Source organism: Streptomyces sp. NPDC002698 (genome assembly GCF_042888945.1).
GTDB lineage: Bacteria > Actinomycetota > Actinomycetes > Streptomycetales > Streptomycetaceae > Streptomyces.
On record NZ_JBIAQM010000005.1, the window covers coordinates 55,440 to 73,080 of the forward strand.

16 protein-coding genes, 1 tRNA gene and 2 pseudogenes are annotated in these 17,641 nt (G+C 69.2%); 13 read left to right on the forward strand and 6 right to left on the reverse strand.

Features of this window, described 5'->3' with window-relative positions:
- Position 1: 1 nt before the first annotated feature.
- From ACFYW9_RS09355 to ACFYW9_RS09365, 3 genes are all read left to right on the forward strand, one after another.
- Positions 2 to 661, forward strand: a complete 660-nt coding sequence (locus ACFYW9_RS09355) for a ScbR family autoregulator-binding transcription factor (RefSeq protein ID WP_389146873.1) — start codon at positions 2 to 4, stop codon at positions 659 to 661.
- A gap of 218 nt (positions 662 to 879) precedes the next feature.
- Positions 880 to 952, forward strand: a tRNA-Arg gene (locus ACFYW9_RS09360).
- Between the two features lie 88 nt (positions 953 to 1,040).
- Entirely contained in the window at positions 1,041 to 1,547 is a 507-nt protein-coding gene (locus tag ACFYW9_RS09365; RefSeq protein ID WP_389146876.1) for a hypothetical protein, read from the forward strand.
- 68 nt (positions 1,548 to 1,615) lie between these two features.
- Here the strand turns inward: ACFYW9_RS09365 and ACFYW9_RS09370 are convergent.
- Positions 1,616 to 1,750 (reverse strand): annotated as a pseudogene (locus tag ACFYW9_RS09370) (site-specific integrase); the annotation flags it as partial.
- Here ACFYW9_RS09370 and ACFYW9_RS09375 point away from each other — a divergent pair.
- From ACFYW9_RS09375 to ACFYW9_RS09385, 3 genes and pseudogenes are all read left to right on the forward strand, one after another.
- Positions 1,733 to 1,885, forward strand: a pseudogene (locus ACFYW9_RS09375) (NUDIX hydrolase); the annotation flags it as partial. The pseudogenes ACFYW9_RS09370 and ACFYW9_RS09375 sit on opposite strands and share 18 nt — an antisense overlap.
- A gap of 370 nt (positions 1,886 to 2,255) precedes the next feature.
- Positions 2,256 to 2,672, forward strand: a complete 417-nt coding sequence (locus tag ACFYW9_RS09380) for an Imm10 family immunity protein (protein ID WP_389146879.1) — start codon at positions 2,256 to 2,258, stop codon at positions 2,670 to 2,672.
- Positions 2,673 to 2,930: 258 nt separating this feature from the next.
- Positions 2,931 to 3,317: a hypothetical protein gene (locus ACFYW9_RS09385; protein ID WP_389146882.1), complete on the forward strand. Its 387-nt coding sequence runs from the start codon at positions 2,931 to 2,933 to the stop codon at positions 3,315 to 3,317.
- Positions 3,318 to 3,500: 183 nt separating this feature from the next.
- Here the strand turns inward: ACFYW9_RS09385 and ACFYW9_RS09390 are convergent, their stop codons facing one another.
- Positions 3,501 to 4,268, reverse strand: coding sequence for a hypothetical protein (locus ACFYW9_RS09390; RefSeq protein ID WP_389146885.1), 768 nt, complete (start codon positions 4,266 to 4,268; stop codon positions 3,501 to 3,503).
- 166 nt (positions 4,269 to 4,434) lie between these two features.
- On the opposite strand from ACFYW9_RS09390, the gene ACFYW9_RS09395 reads away from it, so the two are divergent.
- Positions 4,435 to 5,073 (forward strand): hypothetical protein, encoded by a 639-nt coding sequence (locus tag ACFYW9_RS09395; RefSeq protein ID WP_389146888.1) that lies wholly within the window; start codon positions 4,435 to 4,437, stop codon positions 5,071 to 5,073.
- Entirely contained in the window at positions 5,070 to 5,561 is a 492-nt protein-coding gene (locus ACFYW9_RS09400; RefSeq protein ID WP_389146891.1) for a hypothetical protein, read from the forward strand. The genes ACFYW9_RS09395 and ACFYW9_RS09400 overlap by 4 nt, the downstream gene beginning before the upstream one ends.
- Positions 5,562 to 6,165: 604 nt before the next feature.
- Here ACFYW9_RS09400 and ACFYW9_RS09405 read toward each other — a convergent pair.
- Entirely contained in the window at positions 6,166 to 8,055 is a 1,890-nt protein-coding gene (locus tag ACFYW9_RS09405; RefSeq protein ID WP_389146894.1) for a galactose oxidase-like domain-containing protein, read from the reverse strand.
- 354 nt (positions 8,056 to 8,409) lie between these two features.
- On the opposite strand from ACFYW9_RS09405, the gene ACFYW9_RS09410 reads away from it, so the two are divergent.
- Positions 8,410 to 10,680, forward strand: a complete 2,271-nt coding sequence (locus ACFYW9_RS09410) for a Dyp-type peroxidase (RefSeq protein WP_389146897.1) — start codon at positions 8,410 to 8,412, stop codon at positions 10,678 to 10,680.
- 317 nt (positions 10,681 to 10,997) lie between these two features.
- Here the strand turns inward: ACFYW9_RS09410 and ACFYW9_RS09415 are convergent, their stop codons facing one another.
- From ACFYW9_RS09415 to ACFYW9_RS09425, 3 genes are all read right to left on the reverse strand, one after another.
- The gene (locus ACFYW9_RS09415) at positions 10,998 to 11,297 is read right to left on the reverse strand and encodes a hypothetical protein (protein ID WP_389146900.1); all 300 of its coding nucleotides are present in this window, start codon (positions 11,295 to 11,297) and stop codon (positions 10,998 to 11,000) included.
- Between the two features lie 242 nt (positions 11,298 to 11,539).
- Positions 11,540 to 12,415 (reverse strand): calcium-binding protein, encoded by an 876-nt coding sequence (locus tag ACFYW9_RS09420; RefSeq protein WP_389146903.1) that lies wholly within the window; start codon positions 12,413 to 12,415, stop codon positions 11,540 to 11,542.
- A 146-nt stretch (positions 12,416 to 12,561) separates the two neighbouring features.
- A complete protein-coding gene (locus ACFYW9_RS09425; RefSeq protein ID WP_389146906.1) occupies positions 12,562 to 13,794 on the reverse strand; it encodes an MFS transporter in 1,233 nt (410 codons plus the stop codon).
- 222 nt (positions 13,795 to 14,016) lie between these two features.
- Here ACFYW9_RS09425 and ACFYW9_RS09430 point away from each other — a divergent pair, with 222 nt between their 5' ends.
- The 4 genes from ACFYW9_RS09430 (at position 14,017) to ACFYW9_RS09445 (ending at position 17,636) form a co-directional block, all read left to right on the forward strand.
- Positions 14,017 to 15,063: an ArsR/SmtB family transcription factor gene (locus ACFYW9_RS09430; protein ID WP_389146909.1), complete on the forward strand. Its 1,047-nt coding sequence runs from the start codon at positions 14,017 to 14,019 to the stop codon at positions 15,061 to 15,063.
- A gap of 9 nt (positions 15,064 to 15,072) precedes the next feature.
- Positions 15,073 to 15,579 carry a glutathione peroxidase gene (locus tag ACFYW9_RS09435; protein WP_389146912.1) on the forward strand — a complete coding sequence of 169 codons (507 nt, stop codon included), beginning with the start codon at positions 15,073 to 15,075 and terminating at the stop codon, positions 15,577 to 15,579.
- Positions 15,580 to 15,653: 74 nt separating this feature from the next.
- Positions 15,654 to 16,520: a MerR family transcriptional regulator gene (locus ACFYW9_RS09440; RefSeq protein WP_389146915.1), complete on the forward strand. Its 867-nt coding sequence runs from the start codon at positions 15,654 to 15,656 to the stop codon at positions 16,518 to 16,520.
- Between the two features lie 180 nt (positions 16,521 to 16,700).
- A complete protein-coding gene (locus tag ACFYW9_RS09445) occupies positions 16,701 to 17,636 on the forward strand; it encodes an alpha/beta fold hydrolase (RefSeq protein WP_389146918.1) in 936 nt (311 codons plus the stop codon).
- The last annotated feature ends 5 nt before the right edge of the window (positions 17,637 to 17,641 follow it).

Genomic DNA, 17,641 nt, shown 5'->3' on the forward strand with positions numbered 1-17,641 from the left:
GGTGAGGCAGGAGAGGTCCGAGCGGACCAGGCGCAACCTGATCCGGGCCGCCTCGACCGTGTTCGACCGGTCCGGCTACGAACGGGCCACCCTGTCCGCGATCAGTGAACGGGCTCAGGTCACCAAGGGCGCCCTGTTCTTCCACTTCGCGGCCAAGTCCGACCTGGCCCGTGCGGTCCAGGCGCAGGCCTGCACGACGTCGGGGGACGCACTGGGGAAGCTGGCGCGGCGCGAGACGCCGGCGTTCGAGATAGCCACCGCCATGGCGCACACCCTCGTGGACCTCATCGAAAGCGACATGACCGTTCGCTCGGGGGCACGTCTGGCCCAGGAGATCAGGACTCCCCACGATCCGTCACTCCACTGTCACGCCAACTGGCTCGGCGCCCTGCACGGGATCCTGGACCGGGCCCGGAACGACGGCTCGCTGCTCCCCGAGGTCGACGTCGGGGCGGCGGCCGTACTGATGCTGTCCATGATCACCGGCACGACGGCCCTGCCCCACCTCCCCGCGCGCCCCGGCACTCCCCGGTCCCCTCACCCGCGACACGCCTCGGCTCCCCACTTCGCCTCCCGCTCCCCGCAGGCGTCAGGCGACCTGTGGCTGACCCGCATGCTCCACCTGACCCGTCCGGCTCTCTCGGGCCTCCCGGCCGGCTGACCGACGGCCCCCGACAGTCGCCGCGACCACGAGGTCCGGGCGACCGTTCGGGGCCGTCGCACACCACCGGCACACAGCCACGTACCGCCCACCGCGTACCGAACCCCCCCACCCCTCGGCCACCCGGCCCGACCCCACCCCACCTGCGCGAACGGGAACCTTCCCAGCCTCCACCCCGGATCCGCTACGCTAGCTACCGGATCGCACACGATCCGCACGCCTTCGTAGCTCAGGGGATAGAGCACCGCTCTCCTAAAGCGGGTGTCGCAGGTTCGAATCCTGCCGGGGGCACAAGGGAAAAGGCCCCGGACCGATCATGGTCCGGGGCCTTTGACATCCAGTTCTGACATCGACGGGGACGGGACGGAGCGCATCCGGCGTGACAAGAGACGAGGCTCTCGACCAGTTGAGGCAACTGGCACGAGCTCAGGCATTCGGACGTCACGTCGGCTCGGACCGCCTCATCCAGGCCGGCCTCGACGCGCTTCTGGCCGACGTCGACGCCCCGTCGCTTGCCCTCCTCGCCGGCTTGGGCCGTCGTGAGGAGCATGAGGCGCGGGAGCTGTTCGATCACGTCGTGGAGGAGCTGGGGCTGGGGTTCGAGGTGCCGGCGGACCCGGTCGACGCCAGGTGGGCCTTGGCCTATTGGCTGGCCGCTCAGATCGTCGACGGCTCCTTGGACCCGGCGACCGGTGCCGACCTCATATGGGTCGAAGCAGCGTCAGAACTCGGCTATCCCGATCGCCTGCAACCGATCGTCCACTGTGCCATTGGGCTGGACGACTGGAACGCCAGTTGGAGCACTCCGCTGGAGCAGCTCAAGGAAGAAGTCGTTGTCGCCGCCCGCGCGCTCATCGAAAGCGGCGGACCCGAGTCCGCTCTCTGAAGACCACGGAGCCCCAGGACTGTCACGGCCTGGGGATCCGCGTCTCGGATGGAGGGGAACGGCGTTGGTCAGCCTGGGCCGGGGCGCCTCTTCAACAGCTTGTCCATGTGGCTCATGGCCTCGCGCCGGGTGTCCTGCACGACGCGCGTGTACACGTCCATGGTGATGCCGATCTGCGAGTGCCCGAGGATCTCCATAGCGAGTCCCTGGCGGTTTCGTGGCTCACACCTGACGAGGTCAGCGAGCGCATGTCCGAGGCTTTCGCCATCAGACTCCTGGACGGCAACGGCCCCCACGTACGCAGCCACCACGGCAAGCGCCTCATCCCAGCGGGATAAAACCTTCTCCCCATCATCAAGCCCCGGCTGCGCTCCGCTCCGCCGGGCGCGCTGCGGGCGCCGCTCCTGCCTCCGGCCCGCTCCGCCCGCGCTGCGCCGACGCACGCCCTGGAAAGGGTTGGCCGGCGGCATGAGGTCAGAACGCGTCGTGGCTGGGGCGGTCGGCTCCGCGGCTTTAGGAAGCAGCCACTTTGGGGCGAGCCTCGAAGATCATGGCCCCAACGTCGTGCTTTAACGGGCAGGTCCACAGACTGCCCGACGCGCCGGAAGCTTACGGGGCCATGATCACTCGCCCCAAAGCAGCTCCAGCCCAAAGCCGCTCCGCCGACCTCACGTTATCGGCCGTCGCAGGCCCTGGTAGAACACGCGTATGACCTACAGATTTACTGCGAACATCGCCTACGGGTGGCACGAACCGGGGCCGGACATCTATGCCCTGACTGCCGGAGTCGCCGAGTCGGACAGCATGGAAAGCTTCGTGCTTCAGTTCCACAGCGACTTCGAGGAACCCGACGCGCAGAACATCCGCAACGGCTGCGACTCCTACTGCGTTGTCACCCCCGACCAGGGCACCGCATACGGATGCGTGCGCACGGTGGAGCTGGAGGGAGACATCCTGCGGGTCACGTTCGACCCCGATTCGCTGGAAGCCCTGTTCCTGGACGATCCGGTAGTGGAGGCGGTGCTGCATGCGCCGGCCGCGGACGTAGCGCGCATGCGGGAGGCACTCACGCGCATCCTCACTTACGGCCGACCAGACGCGCTCCCGATCGTGATCGGGGTCTGAAGTACGGTCGCCACTCGGGCCGTCTCCGGGCCGTGGAAGGGTGCTCAACGACGACCAACGCTGACAACCGTCGACGGCTAAGTCGCAGGTCGCAGCATTGATCGATTGCAGGGGTACAGGTCGGAGACCCGGCCCCGCACTTCTTCGGCTACTGAGCGCCTTGACTGGTCAAACCAGACACCGCCCGCGCTGCCGCATTCAGGAGCCGGGAGGGAAAAACCACAGATCGCAAGGGCAGTCGCATGCGACGATCGTGCCGTGCCCACTACCGACCCTTCGTTTCGCCGACGCCTGCTGGTCGAGTCGCTCACTGTGCTGGCCGCTGATCCCTCGGTCCAGGCGGTGTGGCTGGAGAAGTACGACATCCCCACGGATGAGATCGCCTTGGACTTCGACCACGCCTTCCGTATGTCAGAGCAACTGGTGGAAGAGGGACAACTCAGCCACGATGTGCTGCCCGACCTACACGGCATAGACGTGGTGTTCAACGAGATGAGCGGTGAGCCGAACGCCGCCAGGTGGGCCGCGGACGCGCTATCCAGCGATGCGGGGTGGATCAAAGTCCGCGAACTGGCCCGCCGGGTCCTCATCGCAGAACTGGGCGAGTGGAGAGCTCCCATGCCGGCGATTTGCGTGATCCGTTGAGGGGCTGTGCGGCCGTGCCACTTTCGTGCCAGAACGGGCGGGGAGTCAGGGGGAATCACGGTGCGCAGGGGGACGCATCACCCACCCCATCCGAGCCGGGAATTCACAGGTCAGGCCTGTGACCACCTCACCTCGCTCCTGAAGCGGTGCTCAGCGGCAACCTCTTCGAGGCAGACGGTGCGGCTACTCGAAGGACGGAGCGGATGCGACCAGCAGACTGCCCGTAACCGCGGTGGCTGTGGTGGGGTTGATGCTGCATTCCTCCGCAACCGTCGTAGCCCAGCAATCCCCCCAAGTCGCTGCCCAGTCGCCGGCCAGGTCACTGTCGGGGTCGAGATCCTCGGGCTTGCCCGTGATGCCATAGGCATCGAGGAGCCGCCGCTCGACACCGAACGGTTCGCCCAGGGCGAGCTCCGGGCACTCACTGATCCAACGCCGGAGGATCCGTCCTCCTTCGGCGATCAGCCATGCCTCCCCGTCGTTCTGCTCACTGTGGAAGAAGAGTTGGGCTTTGCCGAAGTGGGCGCTCAGCTCTCGGCACAGGTCGGTGATGTGCGCCGTCCGCTGTGGATAGGGCAGGCCGAAGTACGGTCCGACGACCAGAGTCCACCCCTGCATGGGTGGAGTAACGGCGACGGTGGAGAACGGCTCCTCCTCGTCGTGCGCCACCTCGTCGATGAGTTCCATGCCATCGGCCCAGGTGGTCTCCCGTACGTCCGCCAAGCCGAGGGCCTTGACCACTTCCGCCTGATCGGCCGACTCAACGGCGAGCCATGAGAGCCAACAAGCGCGTATGAGCGGTGCGGAATCAGTAGTCCCCATGGCCTGCATCGTAGAGACGGGCAGAACTCGCGCTCCTGGCCGGCAGACCTTGGCGACCACAGTTCGCATCGAGAGGGCCAGCACCTTCATTCGCGAAATCCCGACCCAGCAAAGTCGTTGATTCTTCATCAGTCTGAACTTAAGGATTTACTTCAAGACGGAATGCGCCGTCGGGAGCCTCTTCGTTCCTCAAGTTCCCCTCAGGAAACCGATCACGTGATTGTCGCGTACATGATCTTCACATAGCGTCCAAGTGCTCGATCGCCACGGGGGCGGTCCACCGGAAAGGTGTCACATGGGCATCGGTTCAAGGCGCGCTGTGACCGGCGCTGCCACTGCGTTGCTTCTCTTTTTTGCGACCGCGGGCGCTGCTACCGCTGAGGAAGGGCCGTCCGACGACACGACGATATCCGCCGATCAGACGACGGACATCAACGACCGTCAGGGGTGGGAAGACGAGCCCGAACAGCCGGTACTGGAGAAGACGCCCTACTACTGCGACGGCCCTGGCGGCCAATACTCCTGGTACAGCATCACGTCGAAGAAGAACTACTTCATCCCGTCGTGGTGGAACGGGACCAAGTACAAGGATGGCCCCGGCGGCACGATGAACGTATCGGTCACCAAGGCCGGCACGATCAGTGTGGACGTAACCGGCACGATCGAATTCCAAACGAACGCCATCATCGCCAAGGCCAAGACGTCGGTGAGCGTGCACGTCGGCGGAAGCACGACCATCACCACCGGACACAACTACTCCCACAACATCAGCCGCAACAAGTACGGACACTTGCAGTACGGCTCATGGGGTTACAAGGTCACCTGGAAGAAGCTCCAACGGGTTGGATCCTGCGGAGTCAAGGAACTTGGTCATGGGACCGCGACTCTGCCGACGTCGGAGACCGGATGGAAGTACTGGGAGACTTCGTCATGACCTACTCGAATCCCCGGGCTCACCTTGCCGCGTGCGCCATTGCGGCATCGGCATTCCTGCTCACCTCGTGCACCTCCGGCAGCGGTGAGGGGGAGGCCCGCAGCGCTCCGCCGTCGCCGTCCGCGCCGAGCGCGTCCCGGACGGCGACCGGGTCGTCCGAGAAGAAGCTCACCGAGCAGGTCCAGGCGGCCCTGGCCTCCGTCCACAGCGGGACAATGGTCGAGGCCGGCGTCGAGCGAGTGGGCGATGGGATCCACACCGAGCCCAACCTGAGCAAGGGCAAGACCTACCGGCTCAACCTGGTGTGCTCCGGCAGCGGTAGCGCCAAGTTGACATTCGTACCGGCGAGCGCCGGCACAGCGTCCACGGTGCCGTGTGATCAGTCAGTGGTCCAGCAACGGATCACGATGCACAAGGGGGTACACATCGATGTCAACGGGGCCAAGGGATCGACCGGCATGATCGCCTGGCAAATAGACACCATCTGATACGGGCATACCGGAGCGCCGCCCAGCATCACTGCTGGGAGGCGCTCGGTCCATAGCTACGAACACCGCGACCACGGCAGTCTCTCGTCCGGTGCGGTGTTCTTCAGCGCCTCGTAAGGGCCGGTGCGGGCCATCGCTGTCCAGTCTCGTCAGAGCGATGAGTCCGAGGCTCTGACATCCACGCCTGACATCAACGACACCGGACGGGGCCGTACGCCAACGACTCTGTCCGACCACCGGACCTGCCGACAACGGCACCACGAGCAGGCGTAGACCGAACCCCTAAAGCGGGTGCCGCAGGTTCGAATCCTGCCGGGGGCACGCGATGAAGGGCCAGTTCAGAGGCTTGATCCTCTTGAACTGGCCCTTTCGTGTGATCACGGCCGTGCCCCGCTCCACGTACCCCGTCCCATGGCTGGCCCAACGACCGAACTCCACGTAGGACGCGGTCCGAGTCGAGGTCGGCAGGGTCTCCGAAGGCCCTGCGGGTGCGAGCCGAGGCGCCGCGGGGCGAGACCGTAGCCCAGCTCGGAAGGCATCTGCGCCGGGCTACGGCGGAGCCGCCCGCGGGACTCGCCGCAGGCGCGTCAGGGTCAGGTGGTCACTACCTCGCCGCCGGGGTCTGGCCGCCCGAGGCCGGCTTGAGCTGGACCCAGCCGGCGGTGCTGGGCACGCCCTCCTCGTTCAGGAGGAAGAGCATGTAGTAGCCGGGAGGGGCGGCGTTGGCCGACGGCGGTGCCTGGAGTTCGAGGAAGTTGCCGCTGCGGCTCTTGATCCGCAGGTCGAGGTGGCGCTGGCTGGTGTTGACCGAGTGGGTCGCGGTGGTCGGCGCCAGCAGGACGGCACGGGTGACGTCGGAGGCGGTGTTGCTGCTCACCGTGATCCTGTCGTTGTACCCGACGGACGGGTTGAACACGATGCCGAGGTGAGGGCGGCTGCCCTGCTGGAGGTAGGCCGGCTCGTAGATCTCGATGCTGCCGTTCATGTCGTCGGTGATGTCGGGGTCGTTGGCGAGCTGCTGGAGCTCGTCACCGGTGACCATCACCCGGCCGTCCGGGAGGACCACGGCGTTCGAGTGGTATCCGCGCGGCAGCCTCTGGGCCGGGCCGAGCTTCCAGTTGCCGTTCTCGTCACGCAGTTCGATCTGGCGGTACTTCAGGTCCGAGTTGGGGTTGTACGGGCCGTTGCCGTAGTCACGGATGTCGAAGGCGCCGTTGACGGTCATCAGGGTCGCGTCCGGCATGAGCAGGGTGTCGTCCTGGGTGCGGCCGAAGGCTCTCGCCTTCTCCTTGCTCCACTGGCCGCCGACCAGCTGATACGTGTTCGGGTCGTCCCGGTCTCCGCCGAGCACCAGCACCGAGTCCGGGCCCTTGAAGCCGGCCGGGAGCGGCACGGCCGAACCGTAGTTGCGCGGCATGTTGTCCGGTCGGGGTGCCAGATCCGTCCGGGTCTCGGCGGCGGGGTCGAACTTCCACTGCTGCTCGGGGTTGCGGCCCAGGCCGTAGATCTTGCCGTCCCGCAGCGAGAAGAGGTGCGGGTAGTCCCGCTTGAACGGGGCGTCGGCCTTGAACCGTTCCACCGTCCAGCCCTCCGGCTTGTCCGTCTTGGCCGTGGGCACGGGCTTGTTCAGGGCGGGGAAGCGCTCGACGATCGGGGTGGGGGTGCCCCAGCCGAGCTCCGACTGGCCGGACATGATCAGCTGCCGCCCGTCCGCTCCGGTCACCACCGACGGGTACCACCGGCCGACCACCATGTCCTGGTTCTGGTACCACTTCTCCTCCCATGGATCGAAGACGAGGGAGAGTTTCGCGCCGGTACCGCCGTTGCCGCCGAGGTTGCCGCCGAAGACACCGAGCATCCCGTTGGGCAGGAAGGAGTGGCCGGCGCAGAAGAACGGCGCGGGGCGGGGCTGGTTGAGCCCGTCCGGCATGTCGATCACGGGCGGCGTGACCTTGGTGAACGAGCCCGGGCCGGTGCCCTTGGCCGGATCCCACAGGTATGCGCGGCCCGCGTTCTCCTTGCCGATGGTGTCGGTCGGGGCCGGCTCCTTCTGGGGGTTGCTCTCGATGCGCTCGAAGGAGAACAGCAGCACCTTGCCGGTGGGCAGCATGGCGATGTGCGCGGCGAAGTCCGGGGACTGGAAGTACTCCCGGAACCTGCCGGCGTCCAGCGCGTCGAAGTCCGCGTTGACCTTGGCCTGGGAGGCCGCAAGTGCCTTGAGCCGCTCGGTGCGGGTGGACTGCGGGTACTCGCCGACGGCCTTGAGGGCCCTCCTGGTCATGGCGTGTTCCTCGGCGTGCTCCTTGCCGATGACCGCCGCCTCGTCCGGGTCGGCCTGCGCCCGGTCGGCCGAGTGGGCCTCACCGCCGTGCTCGTGGGCGGCGGCCGGGCCGGACGACAGCATGGTGAGGGTCAGCGCGGGGACGGCGCACGCGGAGATCGCCGCGTACAGCATCCGTCTGGGCGACGGGCCGGTCAGGTTCCTGGGGGACATGGGACTCCTTGCGAGAGAGGGCGGGGCGCGCAGCTGTGGCGTCGTGGCCGCTTCGTGTCGCCGGTCCGATGACGAGGACATGACGAGAGCACGTGACATGGGCGCACGACGCAGGCATATGACTACCCACAGTGTTCGTGTGCCGGACGGCCGCTGTCGCGCGATGCCGGGCAGGCGGGTGATCACTTGACCGCCAAACAGGCCAGAACCCTTGCGGGGCAGGGGTTCCGCGCTGCGACACGGGGTCGCGACACGGTCGGCCCGGAGACGCCCCCACCTTCACATTGATCACATAGCGTAGCGTTGTGATTACTATGATGATCTCGTGGCATATGCGTCCGTCAAGGAGAAAACATGATGGAAGACCTCAAACTGCGTCAGAGTGACGACATCCAGGGTGATGTGATCGCGGGCTTCAAGAAGGACCGCATGACGCTGCTCTTCCTCAAGTTCGAGGACCCCGCGCGGGCCCGTACCTGGGTGAGGCGGCTCGCCTCCCAGATCTCCACCACCAGACAGGTGGCCACCTTCAACGCGGCGTTCCGCAAGGCCAGACAGGCCACCGGCGGCGACGACCCGCAGACGTTGAAGGCCACCTGGACGAACGTCAGCTTCACCTACGAGGGCCTGAAGGTCCTCATCGGCGGCAAGGACCCCCTGCCCTCGGTACGGAAGGGCGGCACCCTGGAAGCGTTCAAGGAGGGGTCCCACAAGCGCTCACTGGGCGACACCGGCGACAGCTCGCCCGAGAACTGGCTGTTCGGGGACGGCAAGGGCCAGACCGTGCACGCCGTGATCACCGTCGCCTCCGACACCGCCGAGGGGCTCCAGGACGCGCTGACCGCCCAGCGCGAGGCGGCCGCGCAGGCCAAGATCGTGATCGTCTTCCAGCAGAACGGCGCCACGCTGTCGGGCACCCGCCGCGGAAAGGAACACTTCGGCTTCAAGGACGGGGTCAGCGAGCCGGGGGTCATCGGCTTCGACGAGCCCGACCCGAAGCGGCCGGAGTACGTCAAGGACCACCCGGGCACCCGGCTGATCCCGCCCGGTGAGTTCGTCATCGGGCACGACCGGGTCGGCGGGATTCCGTACGACGAGATGCCCGAGTGGGCCGCCAACGGCAGTTTCCAGGTGGTGCGCCGGCTCGCTCAGGACGTGCCGGGCTGGTGGGCCCAGGTCACCGCGCAGCTGAAGGTCCTGAGGAAGGCCAAGGTGGTGCCGGACGAGGCGACCACCGAATGGCTGGCCGCCCGCCTGGTGGGCCGCTGGCGCTCGGGCACGCCCGTCGCCAAGTGCCCGCACGCCGACATGCCGGACAACGCCCTCGCGGGCCAGGACAACGACTTCGGCTACCGCAACGACCCTGAGGGGTTCACCACCCCGCTCTTCTCCCACCTGCGCAAGACCAACCCCCGGGACGGCCTGCAGGAGAAGCCCGGCACGGAGTCGTTCCCCGAGAACCCGGTCATGGACCGACGCCGGATCATCCGCCGCGGCGCTCCCTACGGCGCGCCCTTCGACCCGGCCTCGGACGGCCCCGGCGGCCCCGACCACCCGCGCGGACTGCTCTTCGTCTGCTACCAGTCCGACCTCGTCGAGCAGTTCGAGTTCATCCAGAAGATGTGGATCAACAACGTCGACTTCCCGCCGAACCGCCCTGCGAAGCCCGGCCCCGACCCGGGGGTCGGCCCCACGGGCAAGGTCGCCTTCGAGAGCCCCAACGCGACGACCGAGCTGAGCTTCCATCAGTTCGTCACCACCGAGGGCTCCGTCTACAGCTTCGTCCCCTCGCTCACCACACTGCGACTGCTGGGCGACGGCCGCCTCACCGACAAGCTCCCGGACACGGTCCGGCCGACCGACGCCTTCCTGCCGATCCCCGATCGCCAACGGGACCAGGGCAAGAGCTGGTACTGGGCTTACGGGACCGGCGGCGACGGGCCGGTCTGTCGCACCATCTCCATCGCCGACGGTGACGAGCACAAGGACGTCGTCGAGCGTCCCGATCGGCCCCTGTCCGTCTGGTCGTGCTACGACGGCGTGTCGAAGGTGGACGCGATCCTGCCGGTGCCGGACGAGCAGCGCGTGGGCGGCCGGAGCCGGTACTGGCTGTTCCACACCGTGGAAGGCCGCCAGGTCTACCGGCTGATCTCGGTCGCGGACGGAGCGGAGTCCGGGCTCGCCCCCGAGACGGCGGCCGCCGTCGACCGGTCCGACCGGCCGATCTCGGCCTGGGCCTCGTTCAACGGAATCGCGCGGGTGGACGCCTTCCTGCCGGTGCCCGACATGCAGCGCCAGAACGGGAAGAGCCACTACTGGCTCTTCCACTCCTCCGTGGGGGAGCAGGTCTACCGGCTGATCTCGATCGCCGACGGCTCCGCACACAACGACGTCATCGAACGCGGCGACCGTTCGCTCAGCCTGTGGCAGTCACTGGCCGGTATCTCCGGAGTGGACGAGTTCCTCGCCGTACCGGACATGCAACGCATCAACGGGCTGAGCCTGTTCTGGGTGTTCCACCAGCAGAAATACCGGATCATCTCCATCGCCGACGGCCACGGGCACAACGACCAGGTCGCGGTCGAGGACCGCCCGATCACCCTGTGGAAGTCCCTGACCGCCTGACGCACGCTCCGCCGTCCCACCCACTGAACAGGAAATCCCAGCTCGGACGGTGTCTGAACTGGGATCCAGTGGAGCCGCCCTCGGAGGGCGTGCCCGTAAGAGCGGACAAGCACGGCCGGAGTCGGTTCGTTCTTGACGTCCGGGGCGGGCCGGACGCGGCGGGGATGATCGCCTGGCGGATCGAGAAGGCGTGACCGAACCCCGGGGCCTGCCCTGGAGCCTGTCCCGGCGCCGGGGTTCGTCGCACATTCCTGGGGACGCGCGGACACGCGTCCCCAGGACGGAGCGGGGCCGGACCGGCGTTCCGTCCCTCTTCTCTACGCGGCGCCGCTGATGCCGGGAGCGATGTAGCGCCGGTGGAGCGGGTTGATGGAAGTGTCGGGGGCGCCGGTCATGCCGGCCTTCTGGATCGCGGGGGCGAGGCGTTCGGCGAAGAAGGCCTCGAACGCCTCCTGGGACTCCCAGACGTCGGTGACGTGCAGCCCCTGCGCGTCGAACCAGGCCACGTGCATCTGACCGCCGGCCCCCGGGACCTCCTCCCACTGCACCGCGTCCCGCACGGTGTCGTACTGCTCCGACGTGGCTTCCGCCCAGTGCATCGACATCACGATTGCCATGTCCGGCCCCTTGTTGCTCGTAGTGGTGACGCCGTTCTCGGACCAGCAAACATCCGCTCGCCACCGCTCACATCTCCATGGCGGCCAAAGGCGTTCCCCTGCCGGTACCGAGCACCGGGATCGTTCCACCCGCCGAGCCGTGCCGGACAGAGCGCGCGGAGGCACACCGGCGCCCACGGAAACCCCCGTACGCTCGTCCCGAGTCCTCCGCTCCGGAGGCGGGTCGGTTGCCGGCGGGTTTCTCAGTTCTGGAAGACCCGGTCGGTTCCCGGGCCGCCGGAGAGGGTGTCCGTGCCGGAGCCTCCGTGCAGGAGGTCGTTGCCGCTGTTGCCGTAGATCTTGTCCTTGCCGGAGTCTCCGTAGAGGCGGTCGTTGCCGCGGCCGCCCTGGATGAGGTCGGCGCCCGCGTTGCCGTGGATCGTGTCGTTGCCGTCGTCGCCGAACAGGCTGTTGTCGTAGTCGACGTAGCTGCCGTCGGCCTCGCTGACTCCGCCGCTCAGGACGTCGTTGCCCGTGCCTCCGTGGCAGGTGTAGCCGCAGGAGGTGAGGGTGTCGTTGCCCGCGCCGCCGAAGGCGCCCTCGCTGTAGACGCCGCCGCCCCCGGACAGGCGGTCGTTGCCGTCCTGGCCGTAGAGGACGTCACGGCCGTGGCCGGTGAGGGTGTCGTTGCCGGTCCCGCCGTAGATGCGGGAGTACCCGTTGTTGTCGGGGTCGACCGTCGCGGTGTCGTTCTTGTCCCCGAGGCTGACGATCAGGGTGTCGAGGTCGGAGGCCGAGGTGTTCGGCTCGGTGACCGTGCAGACCGCCTGGGTGGTGTCGCCCGATGCGGGACGGACACAGCCTGCGCCGAGGGAGATCTTCACGGTGTCGTCGAACGTGTAGATGAAGTCGACGAGTTGGGAGTCGGGGTCGGTCGCGCCGAGCGCCCAGGAGATCTTCAGGTGGTTCGTCTGGCCGGCGGCCGCCGTGTAGTACAGCTTCTGGCCGGTGGAGACCGCCGTGGCGGTCCTGGAGTCCGCGGCGGTCGCCGTCGGGACGGCGACCGCCGCGGACACGGCGACCGTGACCGCGGCGAGTGCCAGCACTTTCGGAAGGACGGTGGCACGACGGTTGAACATGGTTCCCCCTCGATGGGTTTCCGCGGCCCGGCGGCTCGGCGGATCTGTCGTTGCGGGGCCGTGGGCGCTCGGGTGTGCCCAGGCATCCCGTTCGACACCGGTGGGGGATGGGTGGTTGTGACCCCTGTCGTACAACTTTCTTCGGTTCAGGGAGAGTTCACCTCTGATTGCCGCACTCTTGGTGCGGACGGCCCCGGGCGTTGCCCCTCCGGGGGCGCCGCGCGGTGCCGGAGCAGCGAGGGGGCCAGGGTCAGCGTCACGGCGATCGAGGCGGCGGCCATCACGGTCATCGCCGCGGCGGGCGAGGCGAGTTGGGCGATCCCGCCCGCCAGCGCCGCGCTCACGCCCTGCATCGTGAGCATGCCCGCCGTGTGGAGCCCGAGGGCGTGGCCGCTGAGTTCGTCGGGGATCAGGGCCACCAGGCGTTCCTGCTGGATCAGGCTCGACCCGAAGCCGATCGAGGCGACGGCGGCGAGAACGGCGGCGACCGCCACACCCGGACGCAGGACGAAGAACAGGTACGGCGTCGCCAGGAGCAGCAGGAACGGGATGCCCAGGCGGGCACGGACCCGGGGCGGCAGCAGACGCCCCGCCGTCACGTCCCCGACGAACATGCCGAGGGCCGCGAAGGCGAACAGCGCGCCGGCCCGGCTCGGCGCGTACGACACGTACAGCGATTCGCAGCCGACGACCAGGCCGTTCGGTACCCAGAGCAGGAGATAGAGAGTGCGGCGCTCCGGTGAGGAGAAGAGGCGGGCGTTGGCGTGCCAGGTCCGGGCGACGGACGGGCGGCCCAGGGCTCGGGGCGCCCGGGGTGTCAGGCCGAGCCGGGCGGTCAGCGCGGCCGCCAGGTACAGCCCGGCCGCCAGGAGGAGCGTGACGCGCGGGGACAGCAGGGCCACGAGGACGCCACCGGTCGCGAATCCGGTGATCTGGGCGATCCCGCTCATCATGTTGAACACCGAACGCCCCAGCAGATAGCCCTCCTTGGCGAGGATCTCGGTCAGCAAGCCCCACAGGACCCCGCCGCCGAAGGACTGGATCAGACCGAGGAGCAGGAGGAGGGCGAAGATCGTCCAGATCGGCAGCCCGGGGATCGCCGTCGCCGCCGTGCCGAGTCCGAAGAGGAGCGCGATGCCCGCCACGGTCGCGCGCGGCGGCAGCCGGTCGGCGGCCGAGAGCATGGTGGCCGCGCCGACCGTCTGGGCGAGCGAGGGCCCGAACATGCTCAGCGCGGTGAGCAGCGGCGAGTCGGTGGCCCGGTACACCAGGGTGCCGAGAGCCAGACCGCTCACCGTCGAGGCGGCGGTCCGGAAGCAGGAGGACAGGAAGAGCGGGGTGAACTCCCGCGTGCGGAAGAGCTCGGAGTAGCTGCGCATCCGCGGAGTCTGCGGGGTCGTACGGACGGTCGATATTGTTTCGCGCGGACGCGAAAGGTTCGGGGAGAGCGCACGCGAAGGGTTCGGAAAGGGCACACGCGAGAGGTCCGGGCCGGGGCGCACGCGAAGGCCGAGGCTCACGCGGAAGGCCGAGGCTCACGCGAAAGGCCCGGGCGGAGAACGGGGCCCGGCACGCGAGGGCCGGGGAGACAGGGGGCGGGCATGGGCTGGTGGCAGGTGAACGCGGACACCCTCGCCGGGAGCCGTTTCGTGCTGTCGCCGCTCGCCGAGACGTTCGCGTGTCTGAAGCTGCTGCACGCGGAAACCGCCACGCACCCCGGTGAACGCGCCTGGCTGGACGTCCATCTGCCGGCGTACCGCGGGCGGCTGGCCGCCGACCCCGTCACCGCGCTCCTCGTGCGCTGCGGGCTCGGACAGGCGTGGATCGCCGACTTCCTCACCCCGACCCCGTACGGCGACGAGACCTTCGGGACCGAGGTCGCCCGGGTGCGGGAGGTCCCGCCCCGGGACGCCCGCGGCCATCTCGTCCGCTCGGTGGGCGGCCCGCTGCCCGCGGCTCTCGCGGACCGTGACGATCTGCCCGAACGGGCCGCCGCGCTGCTCACCGCCGTCTGGGAGGAGTCCGTACGCCCCGACTGGGAACGGCGGCGGCGCGTCCTGGAGGCCGACGTGGTGGCCCGGACCGCGCGGTTGGGCCAGGGCGGCTGGGCGGCGGCGCTGGACGGGCTGCGGCCCGGGACGCGCTGGCTCGGCGGCAACCGGCTCCAGGTCAACCTCCACGAGTACCCGCCGCGCGAGATCTCCGGCGCCCAGCTCGTCTTCGTCCCCGTCACGCCGAAGGCCGGATGGGTGTCCTGGGAGGGGGCCGGCCGCTACGCCGTGGTCTACCCGTGCGCGGGGGCGCTGGCCGACGTACGGGCCGCGGTGGTGCCGGAGAGTCTGGGGGCGCTGCTCGGGACGGCCCGGGCCGGTGTCCTGGTCCGTCTCGACTCGCCCCTGTCCACCAGTCAGCTGGTCGCCGTGACCGGGCAGGGGCTGGGGTCGGTCGGCGGTCATCTGCGGGTCCTGCTGGACGCGCGGCTCGTGGAGCGGCGGCGGGCGGGACGGTCGGTGCTGTACTCGCGCACGGCAGCCGGTGAGGTGCTCGTCACAGCACAGCGCCAGGGCCCGGGCGGCGGACCGGAATCGCCGGACGGGCGCCGGGAGCGGACCGGCGGGGCCGGCGGGACCGGCGCCGACCGGAGTTAGCATCCGCTTATGACTACTGACAACACCGGTTCCTCTGTGCTCGCCGTCGAGATCGGGGCCCTCCAGGGGGGTTCCGCCGACCTGTCCCAGTACGCGGGCAAGGCCGTCCTCATCGTGAACGTGGCCTCCAAGTGCGGTCTCACCCCGCAGTACGCCGGCCTCGAGAAGCTCCACGAGCGCTACGCCGGCCAGGGCTTCACCGTCCTCGGCGTGCCCTGCAACCAGTTCCTCGGCCAGGAGCCCGGCAGCTCCGAGGAGATCGCCGAGTTCTGCTCCGCGACCTACGGCGTGACCTTCCCGCTGACCGAGAAGGTCGAGGTGAACGGGGACGCGCGGCACGGGCTGTACGAGCGTCTGGTGGGCACCGCCGACGCCGAGGGGCACTCCGGCGACATCCGCTGGAACTTCGAGAAGTTCCTGATCGGGCGCGACGGCACGGTCGTCGGCCGCTTCTCGCCGCAGACCGAGCCGGAGTCGGCCGAGCTGGTCTCCGCCGTGGAGAAGGCCATCGGCTGACTCTCACGGCTCCGCCGTTGACCTTGCCCCTGGGGCAAGGGGCAGCGTCCCTGTCACCGGGCGGAAGGCGCCCGGTGACGGAGGATGACAGGGTGGACAAGGACCTGCTCACCATCGGCGCGTTCGCCTCGCGGGCGCGGCTCTCGGCGAAGGCGCTGCGGCTGTACGACCGGCTGGGGCTGCTGCCCCCGGCGTACGTCGACGAGGTCAGCGGCTACCGCTACTACCGTGCCGGGCAGACCGAACGGGCCCGGCTCGTCGCGCTGCTGCGCCAGCTCGACATGCCGCTGGCGCGGATCGCGGACGTGGTGGAGGCGCGCGGCACGGAAGCCGCAGAGCTGCTCGCCGCGTACTGGGACGGTGCCGAGGCCCGGTTCGCCTCGCAGCGGGCGCTCGCCGACCACCTCCGTGGACGTCTTTCCGGGAGGAGTTCCGAGATGTACGAGAAGTTCGTCGTCGAGACCGCCGAGGTGCCCGAGCAGGTCGTGCTGACCGAGAAACGGCACGTCCTGGCGCCCGAGCTGCCGGTGTGGATCCCCGGCTCGCTGGGCCGGCTGGAGGAGGGCGCGCGGGAGGCCGGGGGCGTCACGGGGCCGCCGTTCGTCGTGTACCACGCGGAGGTGAGCATGGAGAGCGACGGTCCGGCGGAGGCGTGCGTGCCGGTCGCCGACGAGGCCGCGGCACGGGCCTGGGCCGAGAAGCAGGGCCGGGCCACCGGGGCCGGGGTGCGGGTCGAGCCGGCCCGGCGCGTCGCGTTCGTCCGCATCAGCAAGGCGCAGGTCGCCCACCCGCAGATCCTGGCCGCGTTCGAGGCGGTCGAGAGCTGGGTCACCGACCGGGGGCTGTCCGTCGACGGCCCTTGCCGGGAGATCTACTTCGCCGACTGGGACGCGGCGGGGCCAAAGGACCCGGTGTGCGACGTGGCGTTCCCGGTGAGGTGACCTGAGGGGACCGCGTCGAGGTGGGCGTGGCGCGGCCGCCGCGCCCCGCACGTTCGTGTGATGCCACGCCCATCTCGCCCGGTGCAGCGCCCACCTTCGTGTGACATTGCGGGCACCGCACCCGGGAGACGTGTACGAGTGGGGAGTTTCGGTGGTCTCGTCCCCTCTCGGGAGTTCGCTGTGCCTTCTGTCGCTTCCTCGGTCCATGCTCGCGTCCCGGTGCCGGGAGGCGGGGCGTCCACGGAAGTGGCGGAGCACCGGCTCTCGTGGGAGGGCTACGGGTACACCGCGCGGGTCGCCCGGCACGGCCCCCCCGTCACGGAGCCGCTGCTCGTGCTCGGCGGGTCGGACCAGACGCGGTACTCGTGGATGCGGCACGAGCGGTGGCTCGGGGAACTCGGGACCGTCGTCACCGTGGATCTGCCCGGGTTCGGGGACGCGGACTTCCTGCCCGCCGAGCACGGGATCGACTTCCTGGCCGAGTGCGCGGGCCACATGCTGCGCCGGCTCGGGCTCGGCCCGGTCAACCTGTACGCGGGGTGCTACGGCGGGGCGGTCGGGCTCCGGCTCGCCCAGCGGTATCCGGAACTGCTGCGCCGGGTCGCCGTGCAGGGGATGTCGGACCATATTCCGGACTGGTTCGCCGAGGCGCTCGTGGGCTGGGTCCGGCTTCTGGAACAGGGCCGCGTCGAGGAGACCGCCGAGGAGTTCGTACGGTGCTTCGTACCGCCGCCCGGCGACCGCACCGTACGCAAGCACGCCGCGCTGACCCGGCTCATGTACCAGCAGTTCGCGGCGCAGACCCCGCGCGACGTCACCGTGACGGTCGAGCGGAACCGGCGGCTGCTGGCCCACGAGTGGTACCGGCGGGCGCCCGTCCCCGCGGTCCCGTATCTCGCGTTCACCGGCGAGCACGACACGCTGACCACGCCCGGCATGGTCCGCTCGGTGGCGGCGGACCTGCCGGGCGCGTGGTTCACCACGATCGCGGAGTGCGGCCATCTGGCCCATCTCCAGCGGCCCCAGGACTTCTGCGATCTGCTCGTCCGCTTCTTCCGCGACGGACGGCCGCAGGACGCGGGCCTGCCCTACTGCGGGCCCTTCGAGCGGTACTAGTGCCG